At 57.0% G+C, this 18,063-nt stretch carries 15 protein-coding genes, 1 tRNA gene and 1 pseudogene; 14 read left to right on the forward strand and 3 right to left on the reverse strand.

The window, feature by feature from the left end:
- Positions 1–4: 4 nt before the first annotated feature.
- Both O3A94_10090 and O3A94_10095 read right to left on the reverse strand, forming a co-directional pair.
- Complete coding sequence (locus O3A94_10090) at positions 5–229, reverse strand: hypothetical protein (protein MDA1356605.1); 225 nt, start codon at positions 227–229, stop codon at positions 5–7.
- A 64-nt stretch (positions 230–293) separates the two neighbouring features.
- Complete coding sequence (locus tag O3A94_10095) at positions 294–641, reverse strand: hypothetical protein (GenBank protein MDA1356606.1); 348 nt, start codon at positions 639–641, stop codon at positions 294–296.
- 131 nt (positions 642–772) lie between these two features.
- Here O3A94_10095 and O3A94_10100 point away from each other — a divergent pair.
- The 10 genes and pseudogenes from O3A94_10100 (at position 773) to O3A94_10145 (ending at position 10,889) form a co-directional block, all read left to right on the forward strand.
- Positions 773–849, forward strand: a tRNA-Ile gene (locus O3A94_10100).
- Between the two features lie 456 nt (positions 850–1,305).
- On the forward strand, positions 1,306–2,001 hold the full coding sequence (locus O3A94_10105; GenBank protein ID MDA1356607.1) for an IS6 family transposase: 696 nt from the start codon (positions 1,306–1,308) through the stop codon (positions 1,999–2,001).
- A gap of 418 nt (positions 2,002–2,419) precedes the next feature.
- Positions 2,420–3,643: an extracellular solute-binding protein gene (locus tag O3A94_10110; protein ID MDA1356608.1), complete on the forward strand. Its 1,224-nt coding sequence runs from the start codon at positions 2,420–2,422 to the stop codon at positions 3,641–3,643.
- Positions 3,644–3,749: 106 nt separating this feature from the next.
- Positions 3,750–4,673 carry an ABC transporter permease gene (locus tag O3A94_10115; protein MDA1356609.1) on the forward strand — a complete coding sequence of 308 codons (924 nt, stop codon included), beginning with the start codon at positions 3,750–3,752 and terminating at the stop codon, positions 4,671–4,673.
- Between the two features lie 66 nt (positions 4,674–4,739).
- Complete coding sequence (locus O3A94_10120; GenBank protein MDA1356610.1) at positions 4,740–5,618, forward strand: ABC transporter permease subunit; 879 nt, start codon at positions 4,740–4,742, stop codon at positions 5,616–5,618.
- A 48-nt stretch (positions 5,619–5,666) separates the two neighbouring features.
- Positions 5,667–6,779, forward strand: coding sequence for an ABC transporter ATP-binding protein (locus O3A94_10125; protein ID MDA1356611.1), 1,113 nt, complete (start codon positions 5,667–5,669; stop codon positions 6,777–6,779).
- 418 nt (positions 6,780–7,197) lie between these two features.
- A complete protein-coding gene (locus O3A94_10130; GenBank protein MDA1356612.1) occupies positions 7,198–7,656 on the forward strand; it encodes a DM13 domain-containing protein in 459 nt (152 codons plus the stop codon).
- Between the two features lie 336 nt (positions 7,657–7,992).
- Positions 7,993–8,479: pseudogene (locus O3A94_10135) on the forward strand (hypothetical protein).
- A 137-nt stretch (positions 8,480–8,616) separates the two neighbouring features.
- Entirely contained in the window at positions 8,617–10,299 is a 1,683-nt protein-coding gene (gene ettA / locus O3A94_10140) for an energy-dependent translational throttle protein EttA (protein MDA1356613.1), read from the forward strand.
- Positions 10,300–10,424: 125 nt separating this feature from the next.
- Positions 10,425–10,889: an OsmC family protein gene (locus O3A94_10145; GenBank protein MDA1356614.1), complete on the forward strand. Its 465-nt coding sequence runs from the start codon at positions 10,425–10,427 to the stop codon at positions 10,887–10,889.
- 150 nt (positions 10,890–11,039) lie between these two features.
- Here O3A94_10145 and O3A94_10150 read toward each other — a convergent pair whose 3' ends face one another.
- Entirely contained in the window at positions 11,040–12,389 is a 1,350-nt protein-coding gene (locus O3A94_10150; protein MDA1356615.1) for a trypsin-like peptidase domain-containing protein, read from the reverse strand.
- 279 nt (positions 12,390–12,668) lie between these two features.
- On the opposite strand from O3A94_10150, the gene O3A94_10155 reads away from it, so the two are divergent.
- Genes O3A94_10155 through O3A94_10170 form a run of 4 tightly spaced genes read left to right on the forward strand, consistent with a single transcriptional unit; the run spans position 12,669 to position 18,061 of the window.
- Entirely contained in the window at positions 12,669–14,720 is a 2,052-nt protein-coding gene (locus O3A94_10155; GenBank protein ID MDA1356616.1) for a hydantoinase/oxoprolinase family protein, read from the forward strand.
- Positions 14,717–16,684: a hydantoinase B/oxoprolinase family protein gene (locus O3A94_10160; protein ID MDA1356617.1), complete on the forward strand. Its 1,968-nt coding sequence runs from the start codon at positions 14,717–14,719 to the stop codon at positions 16,682–16,684. Before O3A94_10155 ends, O3A94_10160 begins: the two co-directional genes overlap by 4 nt.
- Positions 16,650–17,528, forward strand: coding sequence for a xanthine dehydrogenase family protein subunit M (locus tag O3A94_10165; protein ID MDA1356618.1), 879 nt, complete (start codon positions 16,650–16,652; stop codon positions 17,526–17,528). Before O3A94_10160 ends, O3A94_10165 begins: the two co-directional genes overlap by 35 nt.
- Entirely contained in the window at positions 17,525–18,061 is a 537-nt protein-coding gene (locus tag O3A94_10170) for a (2Fe-2S)-binding protein (GenBank protein MDA1356619.1), read from the forward strand. Before O3A94_10165 ends, O3A94_10170 begins: the two co-directional genes overlap by 4 nt.
- Positions 18,062–18,063 lie beyond the last annotated feature (2 nt).

Consider the following 18,063-nt stretch of genomic DNA (forward strand, 5'->3'; position numbering starts at 1 on the left):
ATTCTCAAGCCTCTCCAGAGCGCAGGTTGCGTTTACGCTGCTCCTCGTCGAGCGCGAGGATCATGAAGGCCAGCTTGGACATGTCGGTGGCCGACCAGCCGGCGGTGACGCGCCCATCCTTCCACAAGACCGAGAGCGCGACTTCTTCGATCGCACCGAGATTGTCTAGCCCGGAACTAAATATTTCGGCCGGGGTCGCGCCGTGCAGGCTCACAACCTTCGCCATCATTCGATACTCCGTGGTTGGTTAAATTGCCCGGCTATGCCGTGATTCCGCCGGTTTCCAATAGTTGTCAAAGGCAGTGCAAACGACGCGGAGAAGTGGCCTCCCGGATGCCAGGACTTCGATACGCGCATCGTCGCTCGGCCAGAATGCGAGCGACAATTTCAACTTGGTTTCTCAGACGCTGCAGATGTTTGGCCACGTGTTCGCAGCGCGGCACCACCATCGTGGTGCAGTCGAAAATCCAACAGAGCGAATCGCAGAACGAAATATGAAAATGGAGCGAGAGCTGCAGTGTCGGATCGAGCGCTTCCGGCCACGCGTGGTAGCACGCCGCGTTCGTCAAGTACGGCGCTGTTGGATTGCTGATATAGCGCGGTGCCGCGCGGTCATCGCGGTGAAGAATTTCTGCTTCCATGCGATCTAGTATGGCGCGGCAGATCGGCCCGGACGTTGATTTGCATCAAGTCGCTGCGGCGGGCCCCGGGAAATCAAAAAAAGCCACAAACGGGACTTGCGCTCGCACCGCCGAATGCGCATCTTGCGGGCGGGCCTGTAGCTCAACTGGTTAGAGCCGGCCGCTCATAACGGTCTGGTTGCAGGTTCGAGTCCTGCCAGGCCCACCAATATTTCAATGACTTAGAAGATTACAACGTTTTGCCATATAGCGCCGTAAGTGCACTGTAAGTGCAGTTTTGTCCGTTCCAAATTGCACCATTGCGGTACTGTGGAAAAGTGGTGTTAGGCAATTCGGTTGGCCTTTCAGGTCAATCTTAGGACGGCACGCTGCCCAATCTTCACCTTTGCGCTCTAAATGAAGACAAGAGCTCCATTTGTAAGCAGGTTTGATTGAAATCTACTATGTGGGTGAAATCGGGAATTGGCGTGCGGTCGGGTTGATGGATTTGGACTCGATTTAGCTTCGTCCCATTCTTGCCATTCACACGGCAAGTGGAGCTGCGCCCGGAAGTTGGTGGCGGGGCCATCAGGCGGCGTGATTGGTTTGCTTGCGGGGGGCGAGTTTTGGGCATTGTCACGTTAACAGGAAGGACGTGTAGGGGCATCTGCGATAGCCTGTCGAGATGGATAACATCTCGTTTGCTCGCCATCGATTTCCACCGGATATTATTATCCACGCGGTTTGGCTCTATGCCCGGTTTACTTTGAGTTATCGAGATGTAGAGGATCTGCTTGCGGAGCGGGGTCTTGATATTTCCTACGAGAGCGTGCGGCGCTGGTTTCTCAAATTCGGCGCGCCGATCGCAAAGAATTTGCGCAGCATGCGGCCGGCACCGAGTGATTTCTGGCATCTCGATGAAATGGTCATCGTCATTCGAGGGCGGCGTCACTGGTTGTGGCGAGCGGTCGACAATGAAGGCGAAGTCCTCGATTTTCTCGTCCAATCCCGGCGGAACGCGAAGGCGGCGTTGAAATTGATGCGCAGACTGCTGAAGAAACAGGGAGTGGCGCCGACCCGGATTACAACCGATAAGCTCAGATCCTACCATGTCGCCATTCGAACCCTCGGCCTGACGGCTGAGCACATCGATAACAAGCGGGCGAATAATCGTGCTGAAAACTCGCATCAGCCAGTGCGACGACGGGAACGCAAACAGCAGAAGTTCAAATCACCAGGCTCTGCCCAACGGTTTCTGAACATCCAATCTGCCGTCTACAACAGCTTTTATGTCCAGCGTCATTTACTCAGTAGGTCCACATTCAAGCGGTTGCGAACCGACGCATTCGGCGTGTGGGAAAATGCGTGCGTGGCGGCTTGAAAAACAGCTGGCACGGTTCCTTGCGTGTCCTGCCTGTTAACGTGACAATGCCCGCAGACGTTTACTTCGGGCGTGGGCAATCAATTCTAAAACAACGAGAAAGGATCAAACTGAAAACGATGGAGAACCGGCGCTTGCAATACAGCAAATACGCCGCTTAATATCTTGAACCAGATGGGCCAAATCCTCCTTTAGATCAGGCCGTAGATTGTTCCAAATTATATGACGACGGACACACGGTTCCTTGCGTGTCCTACCTGTTAACGTGACAATGCCTCCGCTTTAAGCATAGGCTTTTGCGAATAACCTATGGGCATGTGATCATACTTGATCCATAATTCTCGCACGACGGTTGTTGCGAGTAGTTTTGAAGAGCGTGAAGTTCAAATTTTGTCTCAATTTTTCCTGGGAGGCCATCATGGCGAATAACAAGAAGATCACGAGCAAACATCTTTACTACAATCTTTCGCGCCGTAATTTCATTCAAGGTGCGGCGGCGACTGGCGCAGTGATTGTCGGTGCGCCGGCAATTCTTAAGGGTCTCACCCGGCGTGCCAAAGCGGAATCAGGCGTGGTTCGCTTTCTCATGACGGCGCCGACGATGATTCCCGGCGATTGGAGCGCGTTCGAGAAGGATACCGGTATTCGCCTTGAAGGCGAGGTGATGAAGGACGACCCCGGTCTATTCCTGAACGAAGTGCTGGTGAATGACGCCGGTGACCGCTTTGATCTGATTTCCACCCTCTCGGGCGCCGAGCAAGAGCTTATCAACGGCGAGGCCATTATCCCGATCGAGCATGGTAATTTGTCGAATTGGGCGGGGATGCCCGACTCGATCAAGCAGGTGCCCTATCTCACGCGCGACCTGAAACCGGAGGGTGGCACGGTGTGGGGCACGCCGCTCGCCATGAACGCCGATAGTTTCGGCTATTTCCCCGACAAGCTGAACGAGCCCTATCCGCCGGAAGCGGTGTCTTGGTCGTTGGTGTTCGAAGACGAGCGTACCATGGGCAAGAGCGCGACCGGCACCATGTATTACTACCTGGAAGAATGCGCCATGTTCCTCAAGGGCTCCGGCAAGGTGGCGATTAACGATCCGGCAAACATGACGCCGGCGGAGGCTAACGCCACGGCCGATTACTTGATCGAACGCAAGGAGGCCGGCCAGTTCCGCAGCTTTCACACCACCTTCGATGACCAGGTATCGCTCATCAAAAATGGCGAAGTCCTCGCCATCCGCTGCTGGGAGCCGGCGGTGAAGGAAGCGCAAAAATCCGGTATGACCGACTTCGTCTACGCCAATGCGATTGAGGGCTATATGAAGTGGATGCATGCCGCCTACATCCCAACGCAGGTCCAGGACAGGGGCAACTTTGAGGAAATCTACACCTTCCTGAACTGGCTGATGTCGGGCGCCTACGCGGCGGCGATCAGCCCGTTGCGTGGATATGTTTCGGGACGCCCCGACCTCGGTGCGGAATATGCCAAATCCATGGGTCTCGGCGAAGATGTCGGTATCGCAATCGCCGAAGCGCAGGACAAGTTGAAGACCAAGTTCTCGCATGAGCAAATGTGGTTCACGGCGGTTCCTGAGCATCTTCAGGACATTCAAGCTGCTACGGATCGTGTGCTGAACGCGTAGTTGGACTAGTATTTCTCGTTGGCCAACGGGTCGGGCACCCTGGTGCATTCAGAGCACCAGGGTGCCCGCACACCGCGCCGCCTGTAATTATTGGTAGATTCTAGTGATGACGATGAGGCATGCAGACAGCTCGCGCGGGCTGTGGGGGCGAGGATTGCTGCCTCGGCTGCCGGGTGGAATTTGGACGCTAAGCGGTTTTACGACATTCTGGTTTCTCGCTGTCGTATTGCCCCTCATCGGCATCGTCATATTCTCTTTTTTGCAGACCAAGGGCGTGAAGATCCAGTGGGACTGGAGCTTTACGGCGTACGAAAAGCTGTTCTTCTACGGCGGCGGAAATCTATTGGAACGGACTATCCGTATCGCCGCCACCATGACGGCGATCGAGCTTTTACTCGCCTTCCCGTTCGCCTTCTGGCTCGCCAAAGGGGCGAAAAATCAAACCTTGAAACTGATTACCTTCACGGCGCTCACCGTGCCTTTTTTCCTCAGCCCCGTGGCGCGGGTGATTGTCTGGCGCGCGGTGATGAGCATCCACGGTTTGGTGAACACGGCTCTGCTCGACGTCGGTATCGTCAGCGAGCCCGTGGAATGGCTGATTTTCTCGGATTTCGCGGTGCATCTCGGGCTGCTCGGGCAATATTTTCCCGCCATGGTGTGGCCAATTTTTCTCTCGATATCGTTGATCGATAATGAATACCTAGAGGCGAGTAAGGATCTTGGCGGCAATCGCTGGCGCACGCTCTATCACATTATTTTACCGCTCTCGCTGCCCGGAATCGTTGCCGGCATCGTCTTCTGCTTCGTGCCTATGCTGGGGGATACCGTGGTGCCACAGCAGATGGGCGGCGGCAATGTGCTGATGATCAGTCACAATGTCTACAACATGATCGGCGCGCGCAATTTCACCATGGCCGCGGCACTGGCGACGATTGTCCTGGCCATCATGTTGGCTTTCCAAATGATCTTGTGGGCCGCACTCAGGCCCATGGGCGGCCTAGCCAATGTATTCGCGAGCCTTAACCGATGACATTTAAGCGATGACATTTAAGCGATGACATTTAAGCGATGACATTTAAGCGATGACATTTAAGCGATGACCGTGCGATCCGATATCTCACTCGTCGCGGCGAGCCGCATGCCGCTCGGCGAGCGGATCGCCCAATATTGGTCGGCCTGGGGGTCGGCGACGCTCGGCTATACTGTTCTCGGCATCATTTATTTCCCCATTCTTTGGCTGATCGTGCTTTCGGTCAGCGGCGAGCCGCTCACCGGTTTCCCGGGCGATTGGACGCTGCAATGGTATGATGACATGTTTTACGGCTCGGGCCAGCGCGAGGGCGAGGCTTATGGCGGTAACTTTCGCATTGTGAAGCCTCTCTTGTTGAGCCTGCTGCTCGCCGCCATCACCTCGATCGCCTGTATGGCGGCTGCGCTCGCGGTGGGCTCCGTGTTGCCGCGCATTCGCCGGCGCGGGCCGTTTCTGATGGCGTTTTTGATGCCGTTGATGGTGCCCGGGATCGTTGCCGGCATGTCGATCTTCCTGTTCTTCCGCGTCGGGCTGCACTTCAAGATGGGTCTCTGGTCGCTGGCGCTGGCGCATTTTATTTGGGCTTTTCCGTTCGCGCTTTTGGCGATGATGGTCGTCGCCTCGCGCTTCGACCAGCGTTTGCTTGAAGCCGCCTCGGACCTTGGCGCCAGCAAGTTGGAGCGCTTTTGGCAAATCGAAGTGCCGGTTCTCAAACCCGGTATTTTCGCCGCCGGGTTCTTCGGCTTCCTGCTGTCGTTTAATGAGTTGCCGTTCAGTATTTTCATGCGTGCCGGCCAGTCGACCTTACCGCTCTATCTTTGGATTCAATCCGGCGCGCACAACACATCGGTGCCACTTATTTTCGCGATGAGCACATTGATCACCATCGCCAGCATATTCCTGACCTTTGTTGCGATTCGGGTCGGCTTTAGCGAGAAGAAATGAGGGAGTTATGGACAACCGGGGAAATGCCGGCAGGGCAGGGAGATGAGCGTGAGTGACATCGCGGAAGCGCCCATTCTCGAAGTGGTTGACGCCACCCATCGCTTCGGTGACGTGCTTGCCTTGGACAATGTCTCGCTGACATCGCGGCGCGGCGAGTTTTTGACTCTTTTGGGGGAGAGCGGTTCAGGCAAGACAACCCTGCTCCGGATAATCGCCGGGCTGGAGCGGCCCACGCGCGTCGGCCGTATCTCGATTGACGGCGAAGATGTGACTCACACGCCGGCCAACAAGCGCAATTGCACCACCGTATTCCAGCACTATGCGCTGTTTCCCCATATGAGCGTCGGCCAGAATATCGAATATGGCTTGCGCCTGCGCGGCCAAGGCAAAGGCGAACGGCGCAAGAATGCGGAGCGGGCGCTTGACCTGGTGCGCCTCACGGGTCTTTACGACCGTCGCGTCCATCAACTCTCGGGCGGGCAGCGCCAACGTGTTGCACTGGCCCGGGCACTCGTCACCGAGCCGGCGATCCTGCTGCTCGACGAGCCGCTCGGCGCGTTGGATGAAAAACTCCGTGTCGATATGCAGGTCGAGTTAAAGGATCTGCATGAACGCCTTGGCATCACATTCATATACGTCACCCACAGCCAGGAAGAAGCCCTCACCATGAGCGATCGCATCATCTTGATGCAGCACGGCGAGATTGTGCAGGAGGGGCCGCCGACCGACCTCTTCGATCGCCCGTCGAATCAATTCGTCGCCGATTTTATGGGCATGGAAAATCTTCTCGAAGGAACCTTGGAAGCGGTGTCCGACGGGCGTGCCAGAGTGCGCATTGGTGAGAATTTTCTGAGCGGCATGTGGAGTGGCGGCGATGTTGTGGCGGCGGGCAGCCGAGTTTGCCTTGCCGTCCGTGCCGAGCGCGTGCGCCTTAGCAATGCCAGCGGCGGCGGCCAGAAAGACGGTGTCAACCGACTCCCGTGCCACTCAGGTGCGACCATCTATAAAGGGAAATATATAGACCGCACGCTCGATACCGATATCGGCTCGATCAAGGCGCGCATCTGGGACCGCGATGCCGATCTCGCCGACCTCGCGTCCCTGTGGTGGCGTGAGGATGAATGTGCCGTGACCCAGATGGCGGCAGCGGCGGACGGCTGAAGGCTGCGGCATTGTCAGACTAACGCCAACCGGGTTGAAATTGCGATTTACGGCAGCTCATGAAAGCCGCAGAAATTGGTGATTTTCTACAACCTTTAGACGATCATAAAAATCGCTAATATTTTAGTCTGACAATGCCACTGCGTCCACCACCAGTTCATTCTCAGACTTCCTGATCATCTCAGGGTGCTGGGATTAATGGCGAAGATTCATAAAAATAGCGCCGCATTAACCAGCGGCCTCCCGCCGGGAAGACGGTAGCGTTGGAGAATTAAAGGCCCCTCGCCGACGTGTCTCCACAGGCGTATTTCGCGGCCATTCCGTTGGCGGCGGCTATTGGATTCGCAGGAGCTTCCGCCGTAGGGTCAGTGGCCCCGCCCCAATCACAACATCCGCCCACCGACGCAGGGAAAACATCATGCCCACCATCTTCACCCGCCGCCAATTCCAACTCGGCCTGTTGGCCGCAAGCCTGCTTCCGCTCGCCGCCTGCGCGGTCGAGAAACATGTCGACGAACCCGCCGCGGGCAACGCTGTGACGCTCGCTTCCGGAACTTTCGTCGATGTGGACGGCTCGCATGGCGGTCGTGGCACGGCAACGATTTATCGCGAAGCAAACGGCGCGCACGCGCTGCGCCTCTCGGAATTCGAGGTCACGCCCGGACCGGACCTCGTTGTCTACCTCGTCGATCGCGCCGACATTCGAGCCTCTGCGGACGTCACAGGCGCCAACCATGTCGCACTCGGCGCGCTCAAAGGCTCCAGCGGCAATCAGAATTACCAGTTCCCGGCGAACGTGGATCCCGCCGCGTACAGCTCAGTGGTGATCTGGTGCGAAAGCTTCAGCGTGCTGTTCTCGGCGGCGACGTTAAACTAGGGGTGCTGCGTCAACATCTCGGCGGGTTCGGCAAAATCTTTGGCGATCAAGTCAGGTTGATCCGGCGTCTCGCCGAAGGGACGCTTGCGCTTGTAGGGCGACGGGTATTCTTGTGCCGTAAAATCAAGCTCCAAAATGTTGCGAAAAAAGCCCGCCAAAACATTCGAGTTGGCGGATGCTCGCAAAGTTTTCTGTACGCGAGGCGGAGCCCGATCAGAGATACGGGGCCGGCAGCGGGATTACTGTGAGCGGGCGAGCAAAGCGGTGAGCTCGTCCAGGGGCCGTGTCAGGCGAAATCGGCTTGAGCCTGAAGGCAGCGTTTCGTACGGTCCCGCGATGAAAAATCACTTCCGATATTTCAAGACATGGCCCGAAATTGCCCGCAAAGCTGTGATGATGTATGTCCGGTATCCGCTTTCGCTGAGGCAGGTCGAATATTTGCTCCACGAACGCGGTATCTATATCAGCTATGCAATGGTTCGCGCCTAGTGGTACCGGTTCGGTCCGAGGTTTGCGGCCGAGATCCGCAAGCGGCGCATTTATGATCGATCATATTCATCTTGGCGATGGCATCTCGGCGAGATTTTCGTGCATATCAATGGCGAATTGGGTTACCTCTGGCGCGGAGAAATCACACCAGCCGTTTCGGCGACGGGAGCGTATGATGGCGAATATCGGGAATGTGAAATCTCACCAAAAATTCGTTTCGATCCTGGATTCGATCCACAACTACTTTAACCAGGAATGCCATCTTCACAGCCGCCAAATCTTTAAACCCAATCGCTCGCTCGCTGTTGCCGAATGGCGTGAAATTTCTGCTTGAAACTTCGAGGGATCGGATTTTCTGGTACGCCCGCGTTTCTCAGATAGTGCCGAACTGAGGTCGGCACATAACGTCTCTGATACCCTGATTCTTCTGTAATTTTAAGAGAATTTAATCAATATTTAGAAGGTAAATTCATGGCTTCCTACAAATATATTTATGTGATGAAAAATGTCTCTAAAACTTTCCCCGGAGGCCGCGAGATATTAAAAGACATCACGCTTTCGTTTCTTCCTGGCGTTAAAATTGGCGTCTTGGGACCTAACGGATCGGGTAAGTCCACACTGATGAAGATCATCGCTGGCCAGGATGAAGAGTTCAATGGCGAGGCTTGGGCCGCCGATGGTGTTTCGGTGGGATATCTTGAACAAGAGCCTGAACTTGATGCGGATAAAGATGTCATGGGCAATGTCATGGAAGCGATGGGGGAGACCAAAGCCCTACTCGATCAGTTCAATGAGCTTAGTGCTAAGTTTGCCGAGCCAATGGACGACGACGAAATGAATACTTTATTGGCCGAGCAGGGCGACTTGCAGGAAAAAATTGATGCGGTCAACGGATGGGAATTGGAGCGGATATTGGACGTCGCCATGGACGCACTCCGCTGTCCACCGGGTGATGCTGATGTGGCTAAGCTTTCAGGCGGAGAAAAGCGTCGGGTGGCGCTTTGTCGTTTGCTTCTACAAAAGCCGGATATTCTATTGCTGGATGAACCGACTAACCACCTTGATGCGGAATCTGTTTCGTGGTTAGAGCGGCATTTGGAAGATTATAAAGGCACCGTCATCATCGTAACCCATGACCGCTATTTTCTTGATAACGTTACCGGGTGGATCCTTGAACTCGATCGCGGCCGAGGGGTTCCGTATAAAGGAAACTACTCATCTTGGCTGGAACAAAAGGAAAAACGCTTATCACAGGAAGAAGGCCAGGAAGACGCCCGCCAGCGGGTTCTCAAGCAGGAGTTGGAATGGATTAGGTCCTCGCCGCGTGCCCGCCAGGCAAAAAGCAAAGCTCGCGTAACAGCATATGATAAACTGTTAGCTGACGCCGCAGAGCAAGATTCTGGCACAACACAAATTATTATACCGCCGGGTCCCCGCCTCGGTAATTTGGTGATTGAAGCGCAAGGTTTAAAAAAGGGATTTGGCGACCGCCTTTTGATGGATGGCCTGGATTTTAAACTGCCGCCGGGGGGAATTGTCGGTATTGTCGGACCCAATGGCGCGGGTAAAACAACATTGTTTCGCATGATTACGGGGGAGGAACAGGTCGATAGTGGCACGTTGCGAACCGGCGACACGGTAGTCTTAGGTTACGTTGATCAGTCGCGAGATACCTTGAACGAATCAAATAACGTCTGGCAAGAGATCTCCGGCGGCTTGGACGAACTGCAATTGGGTAAGCGCTCCATACAAAGCCGCGCCTATGTCGCCCAGTTCAATTTCAAGGGCGCCGACCAGCAAAAAAATGTCGGACAGCTATCGGGCGGTGAACGGAATCGGGTACATTTGGCAAATATGCTGAAATCCGGTGCCAATGTTTTACTTCTCGATGAACCAACCAACGATCTAGATATGGAAACCCTTCGTGCCTTGGAAGCGGCATTGTTAGAATTCGCCGGCTGCATTTTGATAACGTCGCATGACCGGTGGTTTCTAGACCGGCTGGCGACCCATATTCTAGCGTTTGAAGGTGATAGCCAAGTTGTCTGGTTTGAAGGCAACTACGACGATTACGACGCAGACCGCCGTCGTCGCCTGGGTGCAGCAGCAGACCAGCCGCACAGGATTAAATATAAGCCACTGACCCGGAATTAGGAGAATATCGCCCTGATTTCAAAAGCTGATCCAGTGCGCTCGCACGGGCCTTTTCAGCGCGCAAAAGATGACGCAACCTGTCAGTCTGAAAAGATGGACCGCGTCTAGCGCTGGGGAGAATCCAAGTGAGCAAGATCACGTTGAAGAAAAGGCCGAAATCTGTGGTGGCGGTCGGCCTTACGCCGACCTGTCTGCAGCTCAATTATGAAGGCCACCGCATTCATACCGACGAGCCGCCGGCGCGTGGTGGCAGCGATATCGGGCCGCCGCCGTTCGACAGTTTCGTCGCCATGCTCACCGGCTGCTCGCATGTCATCCTCGGAATTATCGCCGAAGAGTTGGGCGTGCGCATCGATGACATGAAGATGTCGCTCGATACCGAACTCGACATTCGCGGCATAGGCGGCGTTGCCGAGATAACCAAGCCAATCGAAAAGATCGACCTCCGCCTCGATTTCGCCACCGACGCGAGCGCCGATCAGCTGGCGGTGATGAAAGCGACGCTCCAAAAGCGCTGCCCGGTCAACGTCATCATGACCCAAGCCGGCATCGAGATCGACGAACACTGGACAGTCCGGCCACTGGATTAAATCGGCGGCGAGCCTGGCGTTACCGCAGGCCCCGGTGAGCGACACCAAGCGTCGTCCCATCCAAGCCCTGGATCGGTGAATTTGAAGGCGCAATCACCGCCACTGAGACGTCCTGCTCCGCGTTATTTGGATGCGCTATGTGACGTCGCTTTAGCCACCACTATGGGCAATCTCGATATTTAAAGCGTTGAGCGCGGAACCGATTGGGATAAACAAGTTTAATCCCTCGCTCACTTCCGGGGCGATTATTAAGACACTTATGCCAATTACATTTCCCCCTTCATCCAATAGGGGGCCGCCACTGTTGCCTCGCGAGATTGCTGCGTCCGCCTGAATGAAGTCCAAATTAGTACGCTCCATACGCCTGAGCGCACTGACGATGCCGGTCGTTATTGTTGATTTCAGCCCGATGTCAATAGGAGTGCCGATGACGAAAACTTTCTCCAATGGCCTGACGGCTTCCTCGCGGATAGCGAGGACGGAGGGTACGCGAATGGGAACTTTTATCAGCGCGACATCCCGCTGATCGCTTCTTCTCAATACTTCACCCTTTAGTTCCACTCCGTTGTTCAAAATTATATTCACGAATTCCGCCGGCCCAACCACATGGGCGTTCGTCAAAATCAGGCCATTTTCTGCAATGACGAACCCGGTGCCGTGGCCGCCTCCAACACGCACCGTCACCACAGCCGGCATGATAAGGCCGAGGTTATCTATTGCCAGATTCTGCTTGAGAATTACTTTATCGATGAGAATCATGTCCCCGACATTCTCTTCCGCTTGCGCTGTGTTTTTGCGCAAGGCGATGTCAATAAACGCCTCGGAAGAAGTAAGGTTTTCGGCAGCATTTGCAAAAGCGTTTTGAAACGTGAGCACAATTCCTTCGCGTTTTGGTTGAATTAACTTGTAATATCCGTCCGTCGTTGTTTTCAATATTTCCCTTTGAAGAAGATTCGAGAATATTGTCCATTCCACTTTGATGTATGTTTCTCCGCTATATTCGTCTTGCGGCGTACCGTCCCAAAAGCTGACCGGTTGGCAGTAATTTGAATTGAGCTGGGATATTCTGGCGCCGATGAAATATTCAGCTGACGTAGCGGCGTCTCCCCGATCAAAGAGGTCTGTCGGGTCGCCGGCGATGTTGAGTCCCTTTTGGCTCATCACCTCAAAAAATATTTCGCCCAACTCGGTGCTCCAATTTCCAAGTTCGGAACTTCCGGCGCCCCACTCCAAGGTGGCGTTCCCCTGCATCCTCGCATTGCAGCCATAGCCTTCAACGCCTTCGACACCGCCTCCCGGGAAATGCCCGACTGTCGTTCCACGTTTTAGATTGGCCAGTACCCTCGAGAGCGCGAACGACGCCTGTTGGCTAACAGGTTGGTCAATGCTTCTAGAAACTGTGGTCTTTGCTTTAGGGACATTCATGCTTGACGTCGTGTTGCATGACGCGAGGGCAAATCCAGCCAAAACGACCACGAAAATTGAAGCAATATTCATCATCTCAGTCCCGGGTTCTTAGAGAGTTTGAAATTTATGTGAGTCTTTACTTGACGCCGAGTATCCCTAATTTAGGCTATTCAGTTGTTTGCAATAGCGACACAGTTTTTCTATCTATACGAGGATTTTGCCGGACGCAGCTTTCCTCACGCAACCCAATTCCGCTGGCCGTCCGCTTGACATGATAGTCGAGCTCAATTACCTTATTTTTTGAATATCATATCCGCATAACGGATATTTCTTATTGGCCGTCAGCGCGGCCCTTGAGCGACTGGGCAGGGCATGAATCTTCGTATTGCAATCGATACCGGCGGCACGTTTACCGATGTTGTCGCGATCAACGAGGCGACCGGCGCCCAGCACGCGATTAAAACGCCGAGCACGCCGTCCGATCCGAGCGTTGGCCTGTTGAATGGTTTGCGCAAGGCGGCTGAGGCGGCGGGCGGCGGGCCGGCGGATGTCAGCCATGTGCTGCACGGCTCGACCACGGCGACCAACGCCGTGCTGGAGCATAAATTCGAAGGCCTCGGCCTGTTGGTGACCAAGGGCTTCCGCCACATCATCGAAATCGCCCGCCAGTCGGTGCCCGACGGCTATGGCAATTCGTTCTTCTGGGTCAAGCCGCCACGCCTGGTGCCGTTGCATCTGGTGCGCGAGGTCTCGGGGCGTCTTGACTTTGAGGGCAACGAATTAGCGCCGCTCGACGAGGCCGGCGTCATCACGGCGGTCGAGGAACTGGTCGCCGATGGCGTCACCCGCCTCGCCGTGTGCCTGATCCATTCCTACGCCGATGCGCGCCATGAGCAGCGGGTGGGCGAGATCATCGCCGAGCATTTCCCGCAGCTCTTCGTGTCGCTGTCGTCTGTCGTGCTGCCGGAATACCGCGAATATGAGCGCGCCATGACGACCCTGATCGATGTCATGGTGAAGCCCTATTGCAAGACCTATCTCAACCATGCGGCGGCGGAGATTCAGCGCGAAGCCGGCGAAATTCCGTTCCTTATCATGCAGTCCAACGGCGGTGTGGTCAGCAACCGCGCGGCTGGCGAAAAGCCAGTGACGATGCTGCTCTCGGGCCCCGCCGCCGGTGTTCTCGGCGCCGCCTTCATGTCCGGTCTCGCCGGCTTCAACGATATCCTGACCCTCGATGTCGGCGGCACCTCCACAGATGTCTCATTGGTTGAAAATCTTGAGCCGCAGCTCACCAGCAACTCGCTGGTCGAAAATTATCCGGTCAAGACGCCGATGCTCGATATTGCCACCGTCGCCAGCGGCGGCGGTTCGCTTGCCTGGGTCGATGATTACGGCGCCCTCAAGGTGGGGCCCAAAAGCGCCGGCGCCGAGCCCGGGCCAATTTGTTATGGCCGCGGCGGCACCCAGCCGACAGTAACCGATGCCGCGCTGGTGCTCGGGCGCCTGCCGCAGGCCTTGGTCGGCGGCGAAATCGCCCTTGACGGCGCTGCGGCGAAGCGCGCCTTTGCGCTGCTCGGCGAGCGCTTCGATATGAGCGCCGAGGAAGCCGCCGCCGGGGTGATGGAAATTGCCGCCGCCAACCAGGTTAATGGCATCCGCCAGGTCTCGGTGATGAAGGGCCGCGAGCCCGGCTTGTACGCCTTGGTGGCGTTCGGCGGCGCGGGTGGCCTTTTTGCTGCCGAAGTGGCGGATTTCTTGAACATCCGCACGGTTTTGTCACCGCCCAATCCGGGCAATCTGTCGGCCTTCGGCCTGCATGTCTCAGACATTAAGCGCGACTATATCCGCACCCTGGTGCGCCAGCAATCGAACGCCGATAGCGCGGAGATCATCACCGCGTGGAGCGCGTTGGTGGCCCAGGGACGGCGCGAAATCGCCGCCGAAGGCGTCGGTGAGGACGCTATTCAGATCAGCCATTCGGCCGATATGCGCTATGTCGGCGAAGGCCATGAAGTGCCGGTGACCGTACCGGCCGCGCTCACCGGCGATGGTGCCGTCGCGCATCTGTGGGCGGAGTTTCACCGCGTCCACAAGCGCACCTTCGGCTTTGCCTATGAAGGCACCCAGGATGTCGAGCTGGTGAATTTACGTATTCAGGCGATTGGCCGCATTCACCGGCCGAGCGTCTCACCGCCCGAGCAACAGGTTGGCGCGCCGGCCGCCGCCTCTAGGCGCCCGGTCTATTGGCGTGGCCAGGGGTGGGCCGAGTGCGATATATTCCGCCGTGGGGCATTGTCTTCCGGCCATGTGCTGAACGGGCCGCTGATCGTCGAGGAATATGGCTCGACGGTTGTGGTTCCGGAAGGTTGGCGGGTCGGCGCCGACGCGCACGGCAATCTTTTGCTGGAGAAACTGACATGAGCGAAACTTCCACTACCTCTGATTCTGGTCAAGAAAAGAGGGCTGCCATCGGACCGGTGGAATTGGAAGTCATCGTCGGCACCATTCGCTCGGCGGAATTGGAAATCGAAGCGGCTGTCGAGCGCACCTCGCGTTCGCCGATGATCCGTGACCAGCATGATTACCGCGTCGCACTATTTGACGCCAAAGGGCGAAAATTAACCGGACGCTCTTATTCCGCCTTGGTTGAGCCCGTGTTCGAATATTTCGGCGCCGACGATATTCATCCCGGCGACGTGTTTTTCTGGAATGATCCGTACAACTCCTCCGGCGGCATCGGTCATATCCCCGATCTCTGCACCACGGTGCCGATTTTTTACGGCGAGCGCTTGATCGGCTTCAGCCAGGTGTTCGGCCATCATGATGATGTCGGTGGTGCGGTGCCGGGTAGCATGCCGGTCAATGCCACCGATATGTGGCAAGAGGGCCTCGTTATCCCACCGGTCAAGCTCTCGGACCGCGGCGTTCTGAATGAAGCGGTGCTGAAGATTGTCGAGCGCAATTCGCGGCTCTCCGAGCATCTCCGCGGCGACGTTGATGCCGAGATTGGCGCCGCACAATTGGGCGCTGGGCGGATGATCGCCATGGCCGAGCGCTACGGCGTCGACAATCTCGAAGCCGCCTTCGATGCCATCATCGAGAACTGCACCCGCACCATCCGCGAAGAGCTGCTGCCCAAGATCGCCGATGGCGTCTATCACTGGGAAGATTATATCGAGTGCGATGGCGTTGAGGCGCCGAAGCTGCATGCGCTCCGCCTGACCATGACCAAGACCGCCGATAAGATCACCCTCGATTTTACCGGCACCGACCCGGAAGCCAAGGGGCCAATCAATTGGCCAATTGACTATAGCGACGGCAAGTTCTTCCGAAAATGGGTTGCGCCGGTGTTGCGCTCGCTCGCTGAGACGCCCGAGCGCGCGGCGGAAATAGACATGAACGAAGGCGTGCTCGACGTCATCGAGGTCAATTTCCCCGGCAAGGGCACGTTGGTCACGCCGACCTTCGGCAAACCCACGGGGCTGCGCTTTTTCATCCTGCTGCGCTCTCTGGGCGTGTTCGCCGCCTGCCTTTCCAAGGCGACCGGCGGGCGCATGCCGGCGGATCACGAAACCATCCGTATCTGGGGCCTGCATGGCGGCGATACGTCGAAAGATTTTTATCTCTTCCGCGAGGTATTGGGTGGTGGCGGGCCGGGGCGGCCCTGGGCTGACGGCAGCGATGTTGTCCATATCGTGCCCAATTCGCGCAACCTGCCGGCCGAATTTTCCGAGACGCGCTATCCGGTGCTGGTCGAGAAGCTTGGCTTGGCGACGGATTCAGGCGGCGTCGGATACCGTCGCGGCGGCTGCGGATATGACAAGCGCGTCCGCGCACTGGCCGATTCAAAACTTCTTTCAAATGCTGACCGCGCGCTATTGAACACATACGGCGTCAATGGCGGTGGGCCGGGCGATGCCTACGGTATTACCGTCAGCGATGGCGATGATGCCGAACAGACGGTCGCCGGCATGTCAGACAATGTCGCTATTAACGCCGGTTCGGTGGTGCGCATCAAGACCACCGGTGGCGGCGGCTGGGGCGATCCGCTGGAGCGTGAGACCGAGCGCGTATGTGCAGATGTGCGTTCGGGCCTGGTCTCGGAACAGGCGGCGCTGGAAAAATATGGCGTGGTATTGAAAAAAGACGGGCGCCTGCTCACTGCCGATGCAGCCGCCACCGTCAACCGCCGCGCCGAGCTGCGCCAGGCGCGGGGCCGCCTGGCAATGTTTGACCGCGGCCCATATTTCGCGCAAATAAAGCGCGATACGGGCATTAATTGGCCGGACGGTTGGAGCGATCCCGACGACGGTTGCTTTGCCGGCGATATCGACGAGACGAATTGGCAAGATGAAGCCACCGCTGTTCGACTACGTAACGCCTGAGAGCGTCGAAGACGCCGTCGCCGCGCGCGCGGCCGAAGAGGATTCGGTGCTGCTTGCTGGCGGCCAAAGCCTGATTCCGACACTAAATTTCCGCATCGCCAATCCGGTTTTGGTAATCGATATAGGCCGCATAGACGCACTAAAAAATGTTGATGTTGGCGACGCCGAGATCACCATCGGCGCCATGGTGCGCCAGCGCCAAGTCGAGAAAGACGAAGCGGTACACCGCGCCAATCCCTTACTGCGCGAGGTCCTTCTCAATGTCGCACATGCGGTGGTGCGCAACCGCGGCACGATCGCCGGCAGTATCGCCCACGCCGATGCCGCGGCGGAATTGCCGGCCATGTTACTCGCCACCGGCGGCGCGGTAGACGTGCGCAGCCCGTCGGGTGGCCGCACGATCGCAGCCGGCGATCTGTTTAAATTTCATCTCACTACCAGTCTGGCGGATGATGAAATGATCACCGCCGTGCGCGTTCCGACGCTCGCGCCCAACACCGGCTGGTCATTCAAGGAATTTGCCCGCCGCCACGGCGATTACGCTCTGGCGGGCATCTGCGCTCTGGTAACGCTCGATGATGCGGGCCGTTGCACGGCGGCACGCCTCTCGGCCTGCGGCATCGCTTCAACAGCGGTACGGCTCGACAAGGCCGAAGCCGAGTTAATCGGCGGGATGCTCGACGATGCTGCCATCGCGGCTGCGGCCAAGGCCGCGCGCGACGCGGTGACGTCGTTGGACGAAGGCCAGGCGAGCACTGCTTATCGCCGCCATCTGGTCGATACCCTGACGCGCCGCACTCTGACGGAAGCGCGCGCCCGCGCGCAACAAAGGTGCCAGTCATGACGCGGCGTGTGCGCCAGACGGCGGCGAGAGCAAATAGCGATCCGACGCGCGAGGTATCGCTCACCGTCAATGGCGAGGCCGTGACGCGGCGCGTCAGCACACGCCTGCTGCTGTCGGATTTCCTGCGTCACGAACTCGGCCTGACCGGCACCCATGTTGGCTGCGAGCACGGCGTTTGTGGCTGCTGCACGGTCAGCCTCGACGGCGCCGCCGCGCGCTCCTGCCTCACCTTCGCGGTACAGGCCGAGGGCGCAATTATCCGCACCATCGAAGGCGTTGCCAGCAGTGACGATGTGTTGCATCCCGTCCAGCAAGCCTTTCACGAGTGCCATGCTTTGCAATGCGGATTCTGCACACCAGGCTTCATCATGTCGTTGGTCACGTTCTTTGAGGAAAATGAGAATCCTGATTTGAGCGAGGACGCCATCCGCGAGGCTTTGTCGGGCAATCTCTGCCGCTGTACCGGTTATCAGAATATTGTGAAGGCGGTGCGCCGCGCGCATGAACTCATGACCACCAGCAAAGGGTCGTAATC

The sequence above is a fragment of the Pseudomonadota bacterium genome, from assembly GCA_027624955.1.
Classification (GTDB): Bacteria; Pseudomonadota; Alphaproteobacteria; order UBA828; family UBA828; genus PTKB01.